The 15,099-nt window shown below is 68.6% G+C and carries 20 protein-coding genes, 1 pseudogene and 1 other annotated feature; of the genes and pseudogenes, 10 read left to right on the forward strand and 11 right to left on the reverse strand.

Features of this window, described 5'->3' with window-relative positions; all coding sequences use genetic code 11:
- Positions 1-10: 10 nt before the first annotated feature.
- Positions 11-592, reverse strand: a complete 582-nt coding sequence (locus KOF26_RS06180) for a TetR/AcrR family transcriptional regulator (protein WP_216321918.1) — start codon at positions 590-592, stop codon at positions 11-13.
- A gap of 156 nt (positions 593-748) precedes the next feature.
- Here KOF26_RS06180 and KOF26_RS06185 point away from each other — a divergent pair, with 156 nt between their 5' ends.
- On the forward strand, positions 749-1,552 hold the full coding sequence (locus tag KOF26_RS06185) for an SDR family NAD(P)-dependent oxidoreductase (protein WP_216321926.1): 804 nt from the start codon (positions 749-751) through the stop codon (positions 1,550-1,552).
- A 62-nt stretch (positions 1,553-1,614) separates the two neighbouring features.
- Here KOF26_RS06185 and KOF26_RS06190 read toward each other — a convergent pair whose 3' ends face one another.
- Entirely contained in the window at positions 1,615-2,154 is a 540-nt protein-coding gene (locus tag KOF26_RS06190) for a hypothetical protein (RefSeq protein ID WP_216321929.1), read from the reverse strand.
- 134 nt (positions 2,155-2,288) lie between these two features.
- On the opposite strand from KOF26_RS06190, the gene KOF26_RS06195 reads away from it, so the two are divergent.
- Entirely contained in the window at positions 2,289-3,146 is an 858-nt protein-coding gene (locus KOF26_RS06195) for a trypsin-like serine peptidase (RefSeq protein WP_216321932.1), read from the forward strand.
- Between the two features lie 20 nt (positions 3,147-3,166).
- On the opposite strand, the gene treF is transcribed toward KOF26_RS06195, so the two are convergent.
- From treF to KOF26_RS06210, 3 genes are read right to left on the reverse strand one after another with little or no spacing between them, the layout of a single operon-like run.
- Entirely contained in the window at positions 3,167-4,747 is a 1,581-nt protein-coding gene (gene treF / locus KOF26_RS06200; protein ID WP_216321935.1) for an alpha,alpha-trehalase TreF, read from the reverse strand.
- Positions 4,747-5,271 carry an MgtC/SapB family protein gene (locus KOF26_RS06205; protein WP_253201189.1) on the reverse strand — a complete coding sequence of 175 codons (525 nt, stop codon included), beginning with the start codon at positions 5,269-5,271 and terminating at the stop codon, positions 4,747-4,749. The genes treF and KOF26_RS06205 overlap by 1 nt, the downstream gene beginning before the upstream one ends.
- A 56-nt stretch (positions 5,272-5,327) precedes the next feature.
- Positions 5,328-6,509, reverse strand: coding sequence for a serine hydrolase (locus KOF26_RS06210; protein WP_216321938.1), 1,182 nt, complete (start codon positions 6,507-6,509; stop codon positions 5,328-5,330).
- Between the two features lie 337 nt (positions 6,510-6,846).
- Positions 6,847-6,902, forward strand: a sequence feature (sul1 is cis-regulatory element that is thought to sense ions involved in sulfur or methionine metabolism; They are found in Alphaproteobacteria).
- 21 nt (positions 6,903-6,923) lie between these two features.
- On the opposite strand from KOF26_RS06210, the pseudogene KOF26_RS06215 reads away from it, so the two are divergent.
- From KOF26_RS06215 to KOF26_RS06225, 3 genes and pseudogenes are all read left to right on the forward strand, one after another.
- Positions 6,924-8,406 (forward strand): annotated as a pseudogene (locus KOF26_RS06215) (SulP family inorganic anion transporter).
- Positions 8,403-8,543 carry a hypothetical protein gene (locus KOF26_RS06220; RefSeq protein ID WP_216321941.1) on the forward strand — a complete coding sequence of 47 codons (141 nt, stop codon included), beginning with the start codon at positions 8,403-8,405 and terminating at the stop codon, positions 8,541-8,543. The pseudogene KOF26_RS06215 and the gene KOF26_RS06220 overlap by 4 nt, the downstream one beginning before the upstream one ends.
- 17 nt (positions 8,544-8,560) lie before the next feature.
- On the forward strand, positions 8,561-9,091 hold the full coding sequence (locus KOF26_RS06225) for a hypothetical protein (RefSeq protein WP_216321944.1): 531 nt from the start codon (positions 8,561-8,563) through the stop codon (positions 9,089-9,091).
- Here KOF26_RS06225 and KOF26_RS06230 read toward each other — a convergent pair.
- Positions 9,058-9,228 (reverse strand): DUF465 domain-containing protein, encoded by a 171-nt coding sequence (locus KOF26_RS06230; protein ID WP_216321947.1) that lies wholly within the window; start codon positions 9,226-9,228, stop codon positions 9,058-9,060. The genes KOF26_RS06225 and KOF26_RS06230 overlap by 34 nt on opposite strands.
- Before the next feature lie 160 nt (positions 9,229-9,388).
- Between KOF26_RS06230 and KOF26_RS06235 the strand changes: the two genes are divergently transcribed.
- Both KOF26_RS06235 and KOF26_RS06240 read left to right on the forward strand, forming a co-directional pair.
- Positions 9,389-9,913, forward strand: a complete 525-nt coding sequence (locus tag KOF26_RS06235; RefSeq protein WP_216321950.1) for a hypothetical protein — start codon at positions 9,389-9,391, stop codon at positions 9,911-9,913.
- Complete coding sequence (locus tag KOF26_RS06240; protein WP_216321953.1) at positions 9,913-10,401, forward strand: DUF421 domain-containing protein; 489 nt, start codon at positions 9,913-9,915, stop codon at positions 10,399-10,401. Before KOF26_RS06235 ends, KOF26_RS06240 begins: the two co-directional genes overlap by 1 nt.
- 50 nt (positions 10,402-10,451) lie before the next feature.
- Here the strand turns inward: KOF26_RS06240 and KOF26_RS06245 are convergent, their stop codons facing one another.
- Positions 10,452-10,691, reverse strand: a complete 240-nt coding sequence (locus tag KOF26_RS06245) for a hypothetical protein (RefSeq protein ID WP_216321956.1) — start codon at positions 10,689-10,691, stop codon at positions 10,452-10,454.
- Positions 10,692-10,768: 77 nt separating this feature from the next.
- Between KOF26_RS06245 and KOF26_RS06250 the strand changes: the two genes are divergently transcribed.
- Positions 10,769-11,161 (forward strand): YybH family protein, encoded by a 393-nt coding sequence (locus tag KOF26_RS06250; protein WP_216321961.1) that lies wholly within the window; start codon positions 10,769-10,771, stop codon positions 11,159-11,161.
- 150 nt (positions 11,162-11,311) lie between these two features.
- Positions 11,312-12,292 (forward strand): SGNH/GDSL hydrolase family protein, encoded by a 981-nt coding sequence (locus KOF26_RS06255; RefSeq protein ID WP_435876842.1) that lies wholly within the window; start codon positions 11,312-11,314, stop codon positions 12,290-12,292.
- 16 nt (positions 12,293-12,308) lie between these two features.
- Here the strand turns inward: KOF26_RS06255 and KOF26_RS06260 are convergent, their stop codons facing one another.
- Complete coding sequence (locus tag KOF26_RS06260) at positions 12,309-13,022, reverse strand: isoprenylcysteine carboxylmethyltransferase family protein (protein ID WP_216321966.1); 714 nt, start codon at positions 13,020-13,022, stop codon at positions 12,309-12,311.
- Between the two features lie 25 nt (positions 13,023-13,047).
- Complete coding sequence (locus KOF26_RS06265) at positions 13,048-13,329, reverse strand: DUF4242 domain-containing protein (RefSeq protein ID WP_216321969.1); 282 nt, start codon at positions 13,327-13,329, stop codon at positions 13,048-13,050.
- Between the two features lie 101 nt (positions 13,330-13,430).
- Here KOF26_RS06265 and KOF26_RS06270 point away from each other — a divergent pair, with 101 nt between their 5' ends.
- Entirely contained in the window at positions 13,431-14,633 is a 1,203-nt protein-coding gene (locus KOF26_RS06270; RefSeq protein ID WP_216321972.1) for a LysR substrate-binding domain-containing protein, read from the forward strand.
- Here KOF26_RS06270 and KOF26_RS17385 read toward each other — a convergent pair.
- On the reverse strand, positions 14,561-14,719 hold the full coding sequence (locus tag KOF26_RS17385; protein WP_216321975.1) for a DUF3309 family protein: 159 nt from the start codon (positions 14,717-14,719) through the stop codon (positions 14,561-14,563). The two genes, KOF26_RS06270 and KOF26_RS17385, sit on opposite strands and share 73 nt — an antisense overlap.
- 76 nt (positions 14,720-14,795) lie before the next feature.
- Positions 14,796-15,047: a DUF6894 family protein gene (locus KOF26_RS06280; protein WP_216321979.1), complete on the reverse strand. Its 252-nt coding sequence runs from the start codon at positions 15,045-15,047 to the stop codon at positions 14,796-14,798.
- Between the last annotated feature and the right edge of the window lie 52 nt (positions 15,048-15,099).

Here is a 15,099-nt window from a genome sequence, read left to right on the forward strand (position 1 = left end):
TCATCGCGCCTCAGAGGCCGAGCCGCTGCTTCAGCGTGGCGCGCGCGGCGGCGAGGAAGCCGCTGGCGCTGCTCTCATCGGTAAAGGCGCGGGAGAGAGCGACGGCACCGGTCATTTCGGCTAGCGCCGAGGCGGCGAGGCGCGCCGGCTCGGCATGGCCGAGGGCGGCGAGGCCCGTGGCGAGCGCCTGCTGCATCGCCTCGATGCCGGCGACGAACTGATCGCGCGCGCCCTCGGGCAGCCGCGCCGCCTCCCCGGCAAGCGACGGCAGCGGGCACGACAGGCCGGGCGCGGTGCGCGCCTCGTCCGAGAGATAGGCGTCGATCAGCCCGGCGAGACCGCGCGCAGGATCCTCATCCCCGAAATAATCGGCGACCAGCGCCCGGCTGTCCTCGAACATACGAGCGATGGCGTGGGCGACGAGATCGTCGCGCGAGCTGAAATGGGCATAGAAGCCGCCATGGGTAAGGCCCGCCCGCTTCATCAGCGCGGCGACGCCGATGCCCTCCACCCCTGCCGTGCGCATCGCCTGCGCGGCCGCGTCGAGAATACGGGCGCGGGTACGCTCCTTGTGGCTCGATCCGTCGATCATGATCTCCTCCTATGTCGCCCGCGCCGGGCGCCGCCAAGCGCGCTCTGCCGATCAGCGTCATCGATTTTTCGCGCCCTGGCGTCACTCGACACATATGACGTGCGTCATCTATATGACGCCCATCATATCAACTGCAAGGACCAAGGGAGTTTCATCATGACCGTCAGCACGCCAGGAACCGCGCTCATCACCGGCGCATCGAGCGGCATCGGCGCCGTCTATGCCGATCATCTCGCCCGCCGCGGCTATGATCTCATCCTCGTCGCCCGCGACGGCCAGCGCCTTTCGGAGCTGGCCGCGCGGCTGCAGGCCGAAACCGGCCGTGCCGTCGAGGTGCTGCGCGCCGACCTTACCGATCGCGCCGACCTCGCCGTCGTCGAGGCGCGGCTGGCGGCGGATGCCGGCATCACCCTGTTGGTGAACAATGCCGGCAAGTCGATGAACGGCACGATCCTCGACGTCGCCCCGGCCGAGGTGGAGCAGCTCATCGCGCTCAACGTCACCGCGCCGACGCTGCTCGCCGGCGCCGCCGCGCGCGCCTTCGCGGGCCGCGAGCAGGGCGGGATCATCAACATCGCGTCGGTGCTGGCGCTGGCGCCGGAAATGTTCGACGGCGTGTATAGCGGCTCCAAGGCGTTCCTGCTGAACCTCACCCAGTCGCTGGCCGCGCCCCTTGCCGCGAAGGGCGTCCGCATCCAGGCCGTGCTGCCCGGCGCGACGCGGACCGAAATCTGGGAGCGTTCGGGCAAGGATATCGACGCGCTGCTCGGCGCCGAGAGGATCATGGATGCGGACGACCTCGTCGCCGCCGCCCTTGCCGGCTATGACCGGGGCGAGACGGTGACCATCCCGCCGCTGCCCGATGAGGCGCAGTGGGAGACGATGCAGGCGGCGCGGCTGGCGATGGGGCCGAACCTGTCGCTGCGCGAGGTGGCGCCGCGCTACCGGGTGGCCGCCTAGCGTTCATCCCCGACCCGGGCCTGCCACTCCCCCTCCCCCTCCCCGGCATGCCCGGGGAGCAGTTAGTCGTCGTCCTTCACCGGCATCAGCTTCGGCACGGCGCTCCGCGCGGCACGGGTGGCGGCGGCCGGGGGCGGGCAGCCCTTGGTCTGGCCGATCCCCTTCAGGTAGCCGCGGCGAATGGCACCGGCGAGCACCGCTGCCTCGACGCGCTTCTGCTGTTTGTCGGCGCCGGTGACGATGCGCACGAGGCCGAGCCCCGGAATGATCGCGCGCATCGCCTCCCCGGCGGCCGCCGCGGCAAGGCGCGCGCCCTCGCCCTGCTCACGGGCCGGCGTATCCACGTCCTGGCCCAGCGCGGTGTTGAGCTTGCCGATCTCGGCGCGGATCTGCGCGCAGCTGTTCATGTTGCGCAGCGAATAAGGGGCCGAGGCGGCGAGCTGGAGGATCGGCGGGATTTTCTCATCACGCAGGCGGGTGTCGCGCAGCGGCCTCGTCGCCTCGCGCTCGACCCGTTGGCCGACGCCGTCTTGCGCCGAAGCGGGGATCGCCAGCGCCGCAAGCGCCGGCAGGACTAGGACGGGAAGAAGGGGTCGCGACACGTTGTTTCTCCGGGATGACCGGCGACGAAACGACCGGGAGCGACGACGGCTCCACGCGGCATGCATGCGAGTTGAACACAAACATGCTATCCGGGGCAAGCCGCCCGGCGCCCGGCCGGCCGTGGGAGATGCGCGTGGCTTTGATCCGCCCCGGTCTGTCGTTGCTGGTCGCCCTGTGCGTGACCAGCTCGCCTCTCGCCGCCAGCATCTTCTACCGTGACGATCAGGTGCCAATGAGCCGCGCCCATGGCTCCGATTATTCGCCGTTCGGCGTGGTGCTCGACATGGTCTCGCTGCAAACCGGATCGGGCACGCTGATCGGCGCCTGCCATGTGCTGACGGTGCGCCATTTCATCCCCACCAACGATCAGGCGGAGAGCCGCCGCGAGGGCTGGTCGTTCCGCTTCGGCGCGGGGCCGGCCAGGGACGGGCGCCATGTCGAGCGGCTGGTCCAGGCGACGCCGGTCGCATGGGGCGATTTCGACAAATCCAAGAACAGCTTCGAGAACGCGGCCAACGACTGGATGCTGCTGCGCCTGAAGGATTGCGTCGGCACGCCGGAGCTTTACGGCCATGTCGCAGTAGAAGCGGTGGGCTATGCCCAGCTCGCCGCGCTGACCGACAGCTTCACGAAGGTCGGCCATCCCGGCAACAAGCCGATGGAGGCTGGCGCCTGGGTGCAGCTGCGCTGCCGCATCACCGGCCAGCTGCGCAACGGCTATGACCCCAAGGAGAAGCGCAGCTTCCGTTCGCCCGAGCGGCTATGGGACGATGTGTGGGCGACGGACTGCCCGACGCTGAAAGGCGATTCCGGCGGCGCGATCCTTTATCGCGGCGCCGACAATCGCTTTCGGCTGACCTGCATGCTGATCACCGGCGAATATGATCCGACGCCGAAGCCGTACAAGGACGCGCTGGTCAATATCTGCCTGTCCAGCAACGCCTTCTGGGGCAAGATCCAGCCCGTGCTGCACGACGCGGGTGACGATTAGGGATCCGGTCGTCGAAGGGTTCACGGTGACGACGGGGCGGTGAACGATCCGCCGAGCAGCCCCGGATAGCGTTCGAGCAGCGCGCTCGACACGCCATTGGTCCAGCCGAAGCCGTCCTGCAGGGGATATTCGCCGCCGCCGCCGGGCTTGCGCTCCTCGACGTCGTATTTTTCGAGCATCTTGCCGGTTTCGGCATAGGCGGTGGCGACGGTCTCCATCCAGCGGCGGGCGATGTCGCGGGCGAGATCGCCGGCGCCGTAGCGGGCAAGGCCGTCGATCGCCACCCATTGCAGCGGCGCCCAGCCATTGGGCGCGTCCCATTGCTGGCCGGTGGTGAGCGGCGTCGTGCGCAGCCCGCCATGGGCGAGCAGACGGCGGCGGGTGGTGTCGGCGACCGCGCGACCCTGCTCGGGCGAGGCGGCGCCGACGAACAGCGGATAGAGGGTCGCCGCAGAGAGGATCGGGGTCGGCTTGCGGGCGATGCGGTCCCAGTCGGCGTACCGCCCTTCACCCGGCACCCAGAGATAGCGGTCCATCGCCGCCTTGCGCCGCGCCGCCAGTCCGGCGAAGCGGGTAGCGCAAGGCCGGTCTCCGGCCACGCGGCAGCGCTCGGCGATACGCTGCTCCATGGCGAACAGCAGGCTGTTGAGATCGACCGGGACGATGTCGGTGGTGCGGATCGTCGCCAGCGAGGCCGGATTGGCGAGCCAGCGGGCGCTGAAATCCCAGCCGCTTTCGGCGCTGGCGCGGAGGTGGCGATAGGTGATCGCGGCGGGTCCCGCAGCGGACCGGGCGGTGGCGACGTCCTCGGCGAAGGATTCGTCGCGCGGCGTGTCGCGATCGTCCCAATAGCGGTTGAGCAGGCTGCCGTCCGGCATGCGCACCACCCGCGCGCAGGCGCCCGAGACATCGAGGCAGGCGGCGCCCTTCATCCAGAAATCATGTTCGCGGCGCAGCGCCGCCAGGCGGCGGGCCGCGAGCTTCGGATCGGTCGCCTTCGAAAGATCAAGCATCAGCGCGAAAAAGGGCGGCTGCGAGCGGCTGAGATAATAAGTGCGCATGCCGTTCGGGATATGGCCGTGGCTTTCGATGACGCTGGTGAAATCGGCGAGCATCGATTCGACAAGCGGCTCCTGGCCGTCTGCGACGAGCCCGAGCATGGTAAAATAGCTGTCCCAATAATAGATTTCGCGGAAGCGGCCGCCCGGCACCACGAACGGGGCGGGCATCGCCAGCGCCGAGCTGCCCGGGCGCGCCGCGACCGGCTGGCGGGTGAGCAGGGGCCACAGCGAACGGACGTGATCCCGCAGGTCCGCCGCCTGATGATCATTGACGCCGGGGACGGTGAAGCGGGCGAGCACGAAGGCACGCAGCGCCGCCTTGCCCTGCGGCCGTTCCCGCGCGAAATCCGCCATGATCTCGGCCGCCGGTCGGCGGGGGGCGGCGTCGACGAAGGTCTTGCCGTCGGCGAAGATGCGCTCGGTCTGGACCTGCTCGAACAGGGCGCCGTAGAGATCGGCCGGCGAAGGCTGGGCGAGCGCCGGCAGGGCGGCCGTCGTCGCGCAGAGCAGCGCCGCCAGCCATCGCATCGTTGATGTCATCACCTTCGGTCCTCACCCGCGCCGCGATCGATGGCGCCGCGCCGATTGGGTAGCCCAAGCTCGCCCGCCTGGTCACCTGCCCGCCGCCGGGCCGGAAACAGCCGCTCCGCCAGCCCGACCAGCGACAGCACGGCCAGCGCCATGCCGGCGGCGAGCAGCACCAGCCGGAGCTGCCCCGCCCCGGCGGCGATGCCGACCGCGGCAGCGAGCCACAGGCTGGCGGCGGTGGTCATGTTGCGGACATCGCCGCCGCGCACGAAGATCAGGCCGCCGGCGATGAAGCCGATGGCCTGCGCCAGCCCCTGCACCGCGCGCAGCGGATCGCTGCGCCCGGCCGGCTGGGATTCGGTGATGAGCAGCGCCGAGACGGTGATCGCCGCCGAGCTGAGCGCGACGAGGGCATGGGTGCGCAGGCCGGCATCACGGCCGCGCCATTCCCGCTCCAGCCCGAGGACGAGGCCGACCAAAGTGGCGAGCCCGAGCCGCAACGCGATCGATTCCCAGCTTGTGCCGAGTTCAGGCAAATCCAGCTCCCGCGCCTGTTCGAGGGGTGAACGCGCCGCAGGCCCGACGGTGCCGATCAGTCGGCGGCGGCGGCCTCGCGCTGGGTGGCGAGCGCCGCGTCATAGGCGACCGTGGCGCGGACTACGGCCTGCATCAGCGCCATCCGCTCCGGCAGCGGGCGGGCAGTACGGCCGATCAGCACGGCGACGCTATAGGCGCGGCCGTCGGGCGCGGTCAGGATGCCGACATCATTATACCCGGCCTGCTCACCCTGGAAGACCTGCCCGGTGCCGGTCTTGTGCGACAAGGTCCAGCCGGGCGGGAGGCCGCCCTTGAGCCGCTGCGGGCCGGTGCGGGTGTGGCTCATGATGTCCATCATCTGCTCGGTCGCGCCGGTCGAGAGCAGCTGGCCGGTCTTGAGGCGAGCGAGCGCGTCGACGATGCCGAACGGGGTGGCGCCATCGACCGGATCGGCGACATAGCCGTCGAAAGCGGCGCGCCGCACGGCATCGGGCAGCGTATCGCGCGCCGCGTAGAAGCCGCCGCCCTGGGCATAGGCCGGCTTCCATTCGAGGCCGGCGATGCCGCTCTGCAACGGCCGCTCGCCGGGGCCGAAGCGGATACCCATCAGCCCCTTGCGGGCGAGCGTGTCGCGCACCGCGTCCGGCCCGCCGACCTCGCGCAGCAGCCGGTCATTGGCGGTGTTGTCGCTCTGGGTGAGGGCACGGACGAGCAGGTCCTCGTTAGTGGTGCGGAAGCCGCCGGGCTTTAGCGCCAGCGGGCGGATCGGCTGGTGGAACAGGGTCAAGTCGTCAGCCGAGACGGTGACCCGGTCGCCGAGGCCGAGCGCGCCGCGATCGACCCGGTCGAGCAGGCTGACCGCGACCCACAATTTGCTGACGCTCTGCTGCGGGAAATAATCCAGGCCATTATAATGGGACGTCCAGCCGGTCTGCACGTCGCGCACGGCGAGGCCGACCTCACCCCTGAATCCCTCGCCGAGGCGGCGCAGCCGCGCGTCGAGGGCGACGGCGGCGCTGGGAATGGCCGGCGTGAGGGTGACGATGGTGCTGCGGGGCGCCACCACCGGATCGACGGGCGGCGGCAGCACGGCGCGGGCCGAACCCGCCGGCGCCGGATCGGCGGCCTGGGGCGCATGATCGGAATGAAGCTGGCAGGCGCCGAGCAGAGCGAGCGAAATCAGCGTCAGCCGGGGAAGACGCGGCAGGATGGTCGCAGGGCTCCGTCGTTCAGCCATTCTCTCGCCTTGTTTGGGACGAGAATATTGGCGCGCGCCTTGCCCGATCCTTAACGGCGGCCGGGCGGCGACCAGCCACCCGGCCCACCGCCGGACACTAGCGCCGCCGCCGAAAGGCCCAGACGAGCCCGGCCAGGCTGGTGAGGAACGTCGACAGGGCCATGATGAGAGAGGGATCGATCGCAACCATGGTCAGACTCCTTTCATGGACTCGAGACTGACCCAACCGATCCTATTAGGAAAGAACATAAAGAGAACAAATGGCGTGTAGACGTTTTGCGCCAGGGCCGCCGGCCTTGCGCCGCGCCCGGAGTCGCGGCTAGACGCGCCCCATTCGCAAGGATCCGGTGCAAATCCGGATGGCTATCCCGGCCGCCGATCCGCCGGGCATGCGCTGATTAACAGGCCAGACCCATGTTCTCCCGTTTCCGGACCGAATGGTTCGCCGACGCCGGCGAGGCGCGCCGCGACGTGCTCGCCGGCATCGTCGTTGCGCTGGCGCTGATCCCCGAGGCGATCGGCTTTTCGATCATCGCCGGCGTCGATCCGCGCGTCGGCCTCTACGCCTCGGTGGCGATCGCGATCACCGTGTCGCTGCTGGGCGGGCGGCCGGCGATGATCTCCGCGGCGACGGCGGCGGTGGCGGTGGTGGTGACGCCGCTCGTCCGCGACCATGGCGTCGCCTATCTGTTCGCAGCGACGATCCTGATGGGCGTCATCCAGGCCGTGGCCGGGCTGCTCAGGCTCGACCTGCTGATGCAGTTCGTGTCGCGGTCAGTGATCACCGGCTTCGTGAACGCGCTGGCGATCCTGATCTTCATGGCGCAATTGCCCCAGCTTACTGGCGTCACCTGGCACACATACGCCATGGTGGCCGCAGGGCTCGCCATCATTTACCTGTTTCCGCGCGTGACGCGGGCCGTGCCGTCGCCGCTGGTGGCGATTCTCGTGCTGGCCGGTGCCGGGATCGCGCTCGGCTTGCCGGTACGCACCGTCGGCGACATGGGCCGGCTGCCCGAAGGCATTCCGAGCCTCGCCTTGCCCGACGTGCCGCTGACCCTCGACACGCTGCGCATCATCTTCCCCTATTCGCTGACGATGGCCGCGGTCGGCCTGCTCGAATCGATGATGACCGCGCAGATCGTCGACGACATGACCGACAGCGACAAGCGCCGCGAATGCCTCGGCCAGGGTGGCGCCAACATTGCCGCCGCCTTGGTTGGCGGCATGGGCGGATGCGCGATGATCGGCCAGTCGGTGATCAACGTCACCTCGGGCGGGCGCAAGCGGCTGTCGACCTTCGTGGCCGGCGCGTTCCTGCTGTTCCTGCTGGCGGTGCTGGGGCCGGTGGTCGGGCGCATCCCGATGCCGGCGCTGGTGGCGGTGATGATCATGGTCTCGATCGGCACGTTCAGCTGGAACTCGATCCCCAACCTGCGCCGCCATCCGCCGACCTCGTCGGTGGTGATGCTGGTGACGGTGGCAGTGGTGGTGGCGACGCGCGACCTCGCGCAGGGCGTGCTGGCCGGCGTGCTGCTGTCGGGCATCTTCTTCGCCGGCAAGGCGCGACGGATGTTCACCGTCACCCGCAGCGAGGAGCCGGACGAGCGGAGTGCGACCTATCGGGTGGAGGGCGAGATCTTCTTCGCGTCGGTCGACCGCTTCCGCCGCGCATTCCTGCCCGGCGAGGCGGCACGGCGGGTGTTGATCGACGTCTCGGCCGCGCATTTCTGGGACATTTCGGCGGTCGGCGCGCTCGACAAGATCATCGCCCGGCTGCGCCGCGACGGCACGGCGGTGGAGGTGATCGGCTAATAACCGCGCCAGCGCCGATCTCGTCGATCGCCTCGCCATGCATGACAAGACCGGCTTCGAGCTCGGCGCCGTGCCGCATTGAAGGTGGCGTCGGCGGTCGGCGGCGATACCGGCCGCCACTCCCATCGCCTCATCCCGGACGGCATCGGCCACGATCCGCCGCACAATGCGCCGAAAGCCTTTGCCGACGCGGCGGCGCGCGTGGCAGCAGGCGGCTGAGCAAGCAGGAGCCGGGGATGCGCAATTGCCTCGTCATCGCGCTGGCGCTGGGCGCATGCCACGCCGCGCCATCGGCCGAACCGGCCGCGCAGAACGCCACCGTCTCCGCGCCGGCACCGCAGGCCGGCGCCGCGCCGGTGCCGGCGCCGGACAGCGCCGAGGCGGCAGCCGCGGTGGTGCAGCTTTATTATGCGGCGATCGCGGCGGGCGATTACGCCGCAGCCTATCGGCAATGGGCAGACGGCGGCCGCGCCAGCCGCCAGGATGAGGCCGGGTTTCGCAAGGGCTTTGCCGACACCCGCGCGGTGCGCGCGACGCTCGGACCGCCGGGCACGGTCGAAGGGGCGGCGGGATCGCTTTACGTGACGGTGCCGGTGACGGTCGAAGCGGCGCTGGCGGACGGGACGCGGCAGCGTTTCATCGGCAGTTACGTGCTGCGCCGCGTGAACGATGTGCCGGGCGCCACTGCGGAGCAGCGCCGCTGGCACATCCAGTCCGCCGACCTCAGGGCCGATCAGGCGGGCAGGCGCTCCGCCTCGCGGATCTGATCCTTCACCACCAGCTTCAGCTTCTTGAGGCGATTGCAGGCAAGCTCGTCCGGGAAGCGCTTCCGGAGCGCGGCCTCCAGCTCGACCTCGAGCCGGCTATGCTCCCGATGCAGATAACGCGCGAACCTGTCGGACATCCTTCTCTCCTCTCCTAATGCGGCCCCTTGTCACGCCGATGACGGCATGCGGGCCTTTGATCCGGAGCAGCGTGGGGGCGGCAGGGTTACGGAAGCCTTACCAGCCCACCGACTATCAAACGACGGAACGCTCTGCCGGGGTCCCGGTTATGTCCCGGCGATGGCGCAGCTTAGCGGACCCGCCCCCGATGGCATCGCGGACGTGCATCTCCGACCGTCGCGGCGGCGCGCCAATCCCGGAACCCTCATTCTGCTTGCCGCCGTCGTCGCGGTGGCGCTGCTCGGCCTGCTCGGCGGCGGGCGCAGCCCGGCGCGAACGGCGGACAGCGAAGCGGCGCGCCTCACCATTCACGCGCCGGCCACGCTGCGCAACGGCACCATCTTCGAGATGCGGGTGCGGATCGAGCCGAAACGGCCTGTCGACGAGCTGGTCATCGCCCTTTCGCCCGAGTTGTGGCGCGACATCACGATCAACGCGACGACGCCGGAAGCGGAGAAGGAAGCGTTCGAGGACGGCATGGTCCGCCTCACCTTCGGCAAGGCCGCCCCGGGCGAGCCGGTGCTGATCAAGTTCGACGGGCAGATCAACCCGGCGCTGATCGGACGCAATGGCGGGGAGATCGCGGTCTATGACGGCAAGGCCCGGCTCGTCGCCCTGCCGGTTCAGATGAGGGTGCTGCCCTGATGGATATCGTGCTGCGCGCCAGCGTGATGTTCTTCGTGCTCTTTGGGTTGCTGCGCATGCTCGGCAAGCGCGAGCTCAGCCAGATGACGCCGTTCGAGCTGGTCACGCTGATCGTGATGGGCGACCTGATCCAGCAGGGGGTGACGCATAACGATTTCAGCCTGATCGGAGCGACCCTGGCGATCACCACCTTCCTGTTTTGGGGGCTGGTGATGAGCTGGGCGAGCTATCTCTCGCCGCGCGCCGAACGGCTGCTCGAGGGCGAGCCGCGGGTCATCATCCGCGACGGGGCGCTGCTCGGCGACAATCTCCGCCGCGACCGGCTGACCCGCCGCGAGGTGGAGACGGAGATGCGGCTGGCCGGGATCGCCAAGATCGCCGATGTCGCCTGGGGAATATTGGAGACCAACGGCAAGATCAGCTTCATCGAGCGGGAAACGGCGCAGAAGCCGGCAGCGCAGCAGAACGACGACGGGCCGGCGGGCTGAGGGGGACGGCGATCGGGGCGGCCAATGGCGGCGCCTCGCCCACCACCGAGTCAGGCAGCTCGGCCGAAGTCGAAGGTGGGTTCGGCGGCGCGATAGACGCCGCGCTCGGCCGCGTTGAGGCGCTCGACGAGATAATCGCCCAGCGACACGGCGGCGGCCTCGCTCACCTCGCCGCGGCCGCGCTGAATCTCCTCGAACCAGTGGCGCGGCGCCTGCCGGATCCAGCGGGCGAAGGCCTGGGCCAGCTCGGTGTCGGCGATACGGACAAAGGAATCGGTGCGCTCGTTCATGGCAGGATGAGAACATAAAGCGAACGATCAGGCAAGCCCCTGGCGCAATTCATCTGTCCCGGCCTAAGTCGGCGATCATGCAGCCGGACTCCGAAATCGCCATCCGCATCGCCCGCGCCGCCTTCAACCGCGCGCTGGCAGACGGCGACACCGACGCCATCGCCCCCTTGCTCGGCGCCGACGTCGTGCTCGTCGCCGGCACCGACAGCGCGGTGATCAGCGGCCGCAAGGCGCAGCTTCTCGCGTGGCGCCGTGAGTTCGCCACGCGCGACCGGACGCTTTACGTGCGCACCCCGGAGACGATCATCATCTCACCCGCCTTCCCCATCGCCTTCGAGCATGGCCGGTGGCAGGGCGTGGCGGCGGCCAATGGCGGCGTGCAGGCGAGCGGCAGCTATACCGCCAAGTGGCGACAATCAGCCTCCGGCAGCTGGGTGATTGAGGCGGAGCTTTACCTGACGCTTTCCTGACAGATCAGGACTCTCTCCGGGCCATCACCGATAGACTCGAATATTTCTTCGGGCGGCGATTGCCTGTGCTTGGCCCCGCCCGGCCGTTCGGATATCGTCATGGTTAACAAGAGGGGGATGATCATGAAGACGATCGGCCGTTGTCTCACCATGCTTGCGCTGGTCGTGGCGCCCTGCGCGTCGGCGCAGGCGGTGAATTATTCCGGACTTTACGTCTTTGGCGACAGCCTCGTCGACGCCGGCAATGCCTTCCTCGCCACCGGCGGTGCGGAGGCGAGCCCGATCAATGGCTATTATCAGGGCCGTTTTTCCAACGGCTATAATTTCGCTGACTATCTGAGCCTGGCGATCAGCGGGACGCCGACGCAGCCGGCGCTGATCGGCGGCACCAACGTCGCCGTCGGGGGCGCGGATGCCGAGACCAAGCCGGGCGAGGTCAGCCCCAGCTTCATCTCCCAGATCGGCCTGTACAGCGGCACGCTCGGCAACGGCCCGATCGCGAGCGACGCCCTGGTCCTCGTCACCTTCGGCGGTAACGACGTGCGCGACACGATCGCCACCGGCGGCGCGATCGACTTCACCGCCGCGGCGAATGATTTCGCGACCGGCCTCAACCTGCTCTACGCGCTCGGCGCGCGCAATTTCGTGATCACCGGCTCGCCCGATATCGGCCTGCTGCCGGCGTCCCTGGCCGCGACCGGCGGCAATGCGGTGCGGCTGGGCGAGCTGACCGATCGTTCGATGCAGATCAGCGACCTGTTCGAGGCGAAGACGGCGGCGTTCGACATGCTGGCCGGCGTCAATGCCAGCTTCTTCGACCTGTTCGGCTATGAGCATGACCTGCTCGCCGATCCCACCGCCTTCGGCCTGCCGGCGGGGCTCGACACGACGACGCCATGCCAGATCCCGCTGGGCGGCTCGCCGCAGCTCGCCAATTGCGCCAACTCGCTTTACTTCGACGGCATCCACCCGACCACCATCGTCCATCAGGCGATCGCCGGCGCGATCCTCGCGCAGCTCGACGCGCCCGCGGTGCCGGAGCCGGCGGCGTGGCTGACGATGATCCTCGGCTTCGGCGGGATCGGCGTGGCGCTGCGGCGGCAGCGCCTGGCGATGCCGATCGCAGCCTAGGGCCGCAGCCGCGGCATCAGCTTGCCGACGCGGGCGCGGTAGCGCTCATAATCCGCGCCGAACAGCCGCACGAGATCGCGTTCCTCGAACTCGATCGCCATGAGGATGTAGAGCGACATCGCGGCGCGAACAGCAAATGGCCATAGCTCATCGCCGGCGTCACCCAGAAGGCGATGAGGAAGCCGCTGTAGAGCGGATGGCGGACCAGCCGGTAGAAAAGCGGGTGGCGGAAGCTGGGTGGTTTTGCCGGCGCGCCGCGCCAGTGGTCCCACACCTGCACCAGCCCGAACAGCTCGAAATGGCTGATCATGAAGGTGCTGAGCAGTACGATCGCCCAGCCGGCCGCAGCCAGCGCCCATAGCCACGGCGCGGCGGCGCTGTCTCGCACGTCCCAGACCCAGGCCGGCAGCGGCTGCCACAGGACGAACAGCAGGATCAGCGCCAGACAGGCGCAGATCATGTAGCTGCTGCGCTCGATCGCGGGCGGCACGATTCGCGTCCACGCCGCCTTGAATCCGGCGCGGGCCATGACGCTGTGCTGCACGCCGAACAGCGCGACCAGCGCGAGATCGACCAGCATCGCCAGCCCGGCCGGCATCGCGCTCGCCGGGAAATCGATGGTGCGCGGCACCAGCGGCAAGGCGGCGACGAACGCCACCAGGTAAAGGAATGTCAGCAGGAAGACGATATAGGCCACCCCGCCGTAAAGCATGAAGCCTGTGCGTTTCATAACGCGCCCTCCCCTTTCCTGCGCATCAATTGTTCGCGGTCAGCGGGTCGATGATCTGCGGAATCTCGGTGATCGTGCCGGCCGGAATCCCGCTCAGCTCGGAATGGGATCGGATCGTCGCCTCGCTATCGGCGAGATAGATGCAGAACGTACGATCGGCGGCGACATAGCTGTGCTGCCACTGGATGTTCGGCTGCAGCTTCTCGATCGCGCAATTGGAGGCGCGGGAAGCGCCGCACAGCTCGACGATCGACATCGCGCCGACGCCGGGGATGTCCCGCTCGATCAGGTAACGTTTCATAGTCATGGCCTCAACCCTCCCTGTATGGCCACATGATCGCGCCGCCCATGATTGAGCACAATCGAAAGATTTTGGTGGAAACTAAAGATTTGCCTTATGATGAGACTATGACCGCGCCCAGTCATCTCAAGTCTCTTCAGGCTGTAGAGCTTGCCGTGAGGACGGGTTCGCTGGTGTCGGCGGCGGATATCTTGGCGATTACGCCGGCCGCAGCGGGCCAGCGCGTCAAGGCATTGGAAGATTTCCTTGGAATCGAGCTACTTCGCCGCGGTCGCCACGGCATCGAGCCGACTGCCGGGCTGCTCGCAGCACTGCCCCATCTGCGCGAGGGCTTCGCGGCAATCGAGGCGGCGAGCGCCGCGCTGGAATTGCAGCGCGGCCATGATCTCCACATCACCGCCCCGGCGGATTTCGCCGAATTGTGGCTGGCGCCGCGCATGGCGGCATTTCGCGCCGGGCTGCCCCAGTTGCGGGTGTCGATCAACGGATCCGGCGACGCGAAGCCCGGCACTGGCCGGGCGGATTGCGAAATCCTCCTCGCCGGCCCGGAGGCGGCCGGGGCGGGCGACGGCGATCTGCTGTTCCATGACATGGTGCTGCCGCTTTGCTCGCCGGCGAACGCCGAGCGGATCCGGACGCGCGATGCAGCGACCCGGCTGGAGGGTTTTCCGCTGCTCCATGTCGATGTCTATGAGGGCGATCCGGTCGACCTGTCGTGGCCGGCCTGGTTCGCGCGGCACGGCATTGCGCGGACCGCCTCGGAGCGGGGCATGCGCTATCGCCGGATCGCCGGCGCGCTCGACGCGATCGGCGCCGATGCCGGCGTGGCGCTCTGCGGGGTTGCCCTCATCGCGGACCGGCTGGCGGCCGGGGCAGTGGCGCTGCCCTACCCCGACCTGCCGGGCGAGCGCACCGGGCAGGCCTATGTCGCGCGCTATCGTATCGGCGGGAGGGCGCGCGCCACGTCGAGCGCCTGCGCGACTGGCTGGCAGAGCAGGCGGCGCGGACGGCGACCGCGCTGGGCCAATGGACCGCGAAGCGCTGAACGATCAGCCGCCGCGCTCCTGCGACGGCTTCGGCCGGCCTTTCGACTGGCTTTCGGCCTCCTGTTTTTCCTTGGCGGTGCCGAGCGCGGCGTCACGATTGGGAGTGCCGACGCGGGCGTCCATGTTGACGCCCCTGATGTCGGAATGCGGCCCGGAAGGCGTAGGCTTGGGCATGGCGGGCCTCCTCTCCGTCAGACGCGGCGGCGCGTAAGCAGGATGATGACGACGATAACAAGCAGGATGAGGATGCCGCCACTCGGGTAATATCCCCAGTCGGCACTGTAGGGCCAGGTCGGCAGGCCGCCGATCAGGGCCAGGATAAGCAGGATGATGAGGATCGTGAAAAGCATGTAGCGGGCCTCTCTGTTCCTGATGCTAAACTTACCGCGGCGTGGTTGGTTTCAGGACAGCATTGATCGCCATCGCTTAATCGCTGATCGTGATCAGCTCGCCGAACGGGATGACGGCGAGCACGCGGCCATCCTCGCCGACGATCTCGATACGGTGGTGGAGATGCACCGGGCGGGCATTGACGATATGCTCCGCGATCATCGCGCGCGCACCACGGATCGCCTCCGCCTTGGCTGCGGCAAGGTCGGCATGCTCGCTGCCCATTTCATCGAGAGCATCCGCGTCATTGTATATGTTGAAGTAATAGCGCTGCATCGTGCCAGACAACTCGCCTCGCGATGCGCGGTTTCATCTCCTGATCGAAATCGCGCGGATAAGG

Source organism: Sphingomonas quercus (assembly GCF_018863195.1).
GTDB lineage: Bacteria > Pseudomonadota > Alphaproteobacteria > Sphingomonadales > Sphingomonadaceae > Solisphingomonas > Solisphingomonas quercus.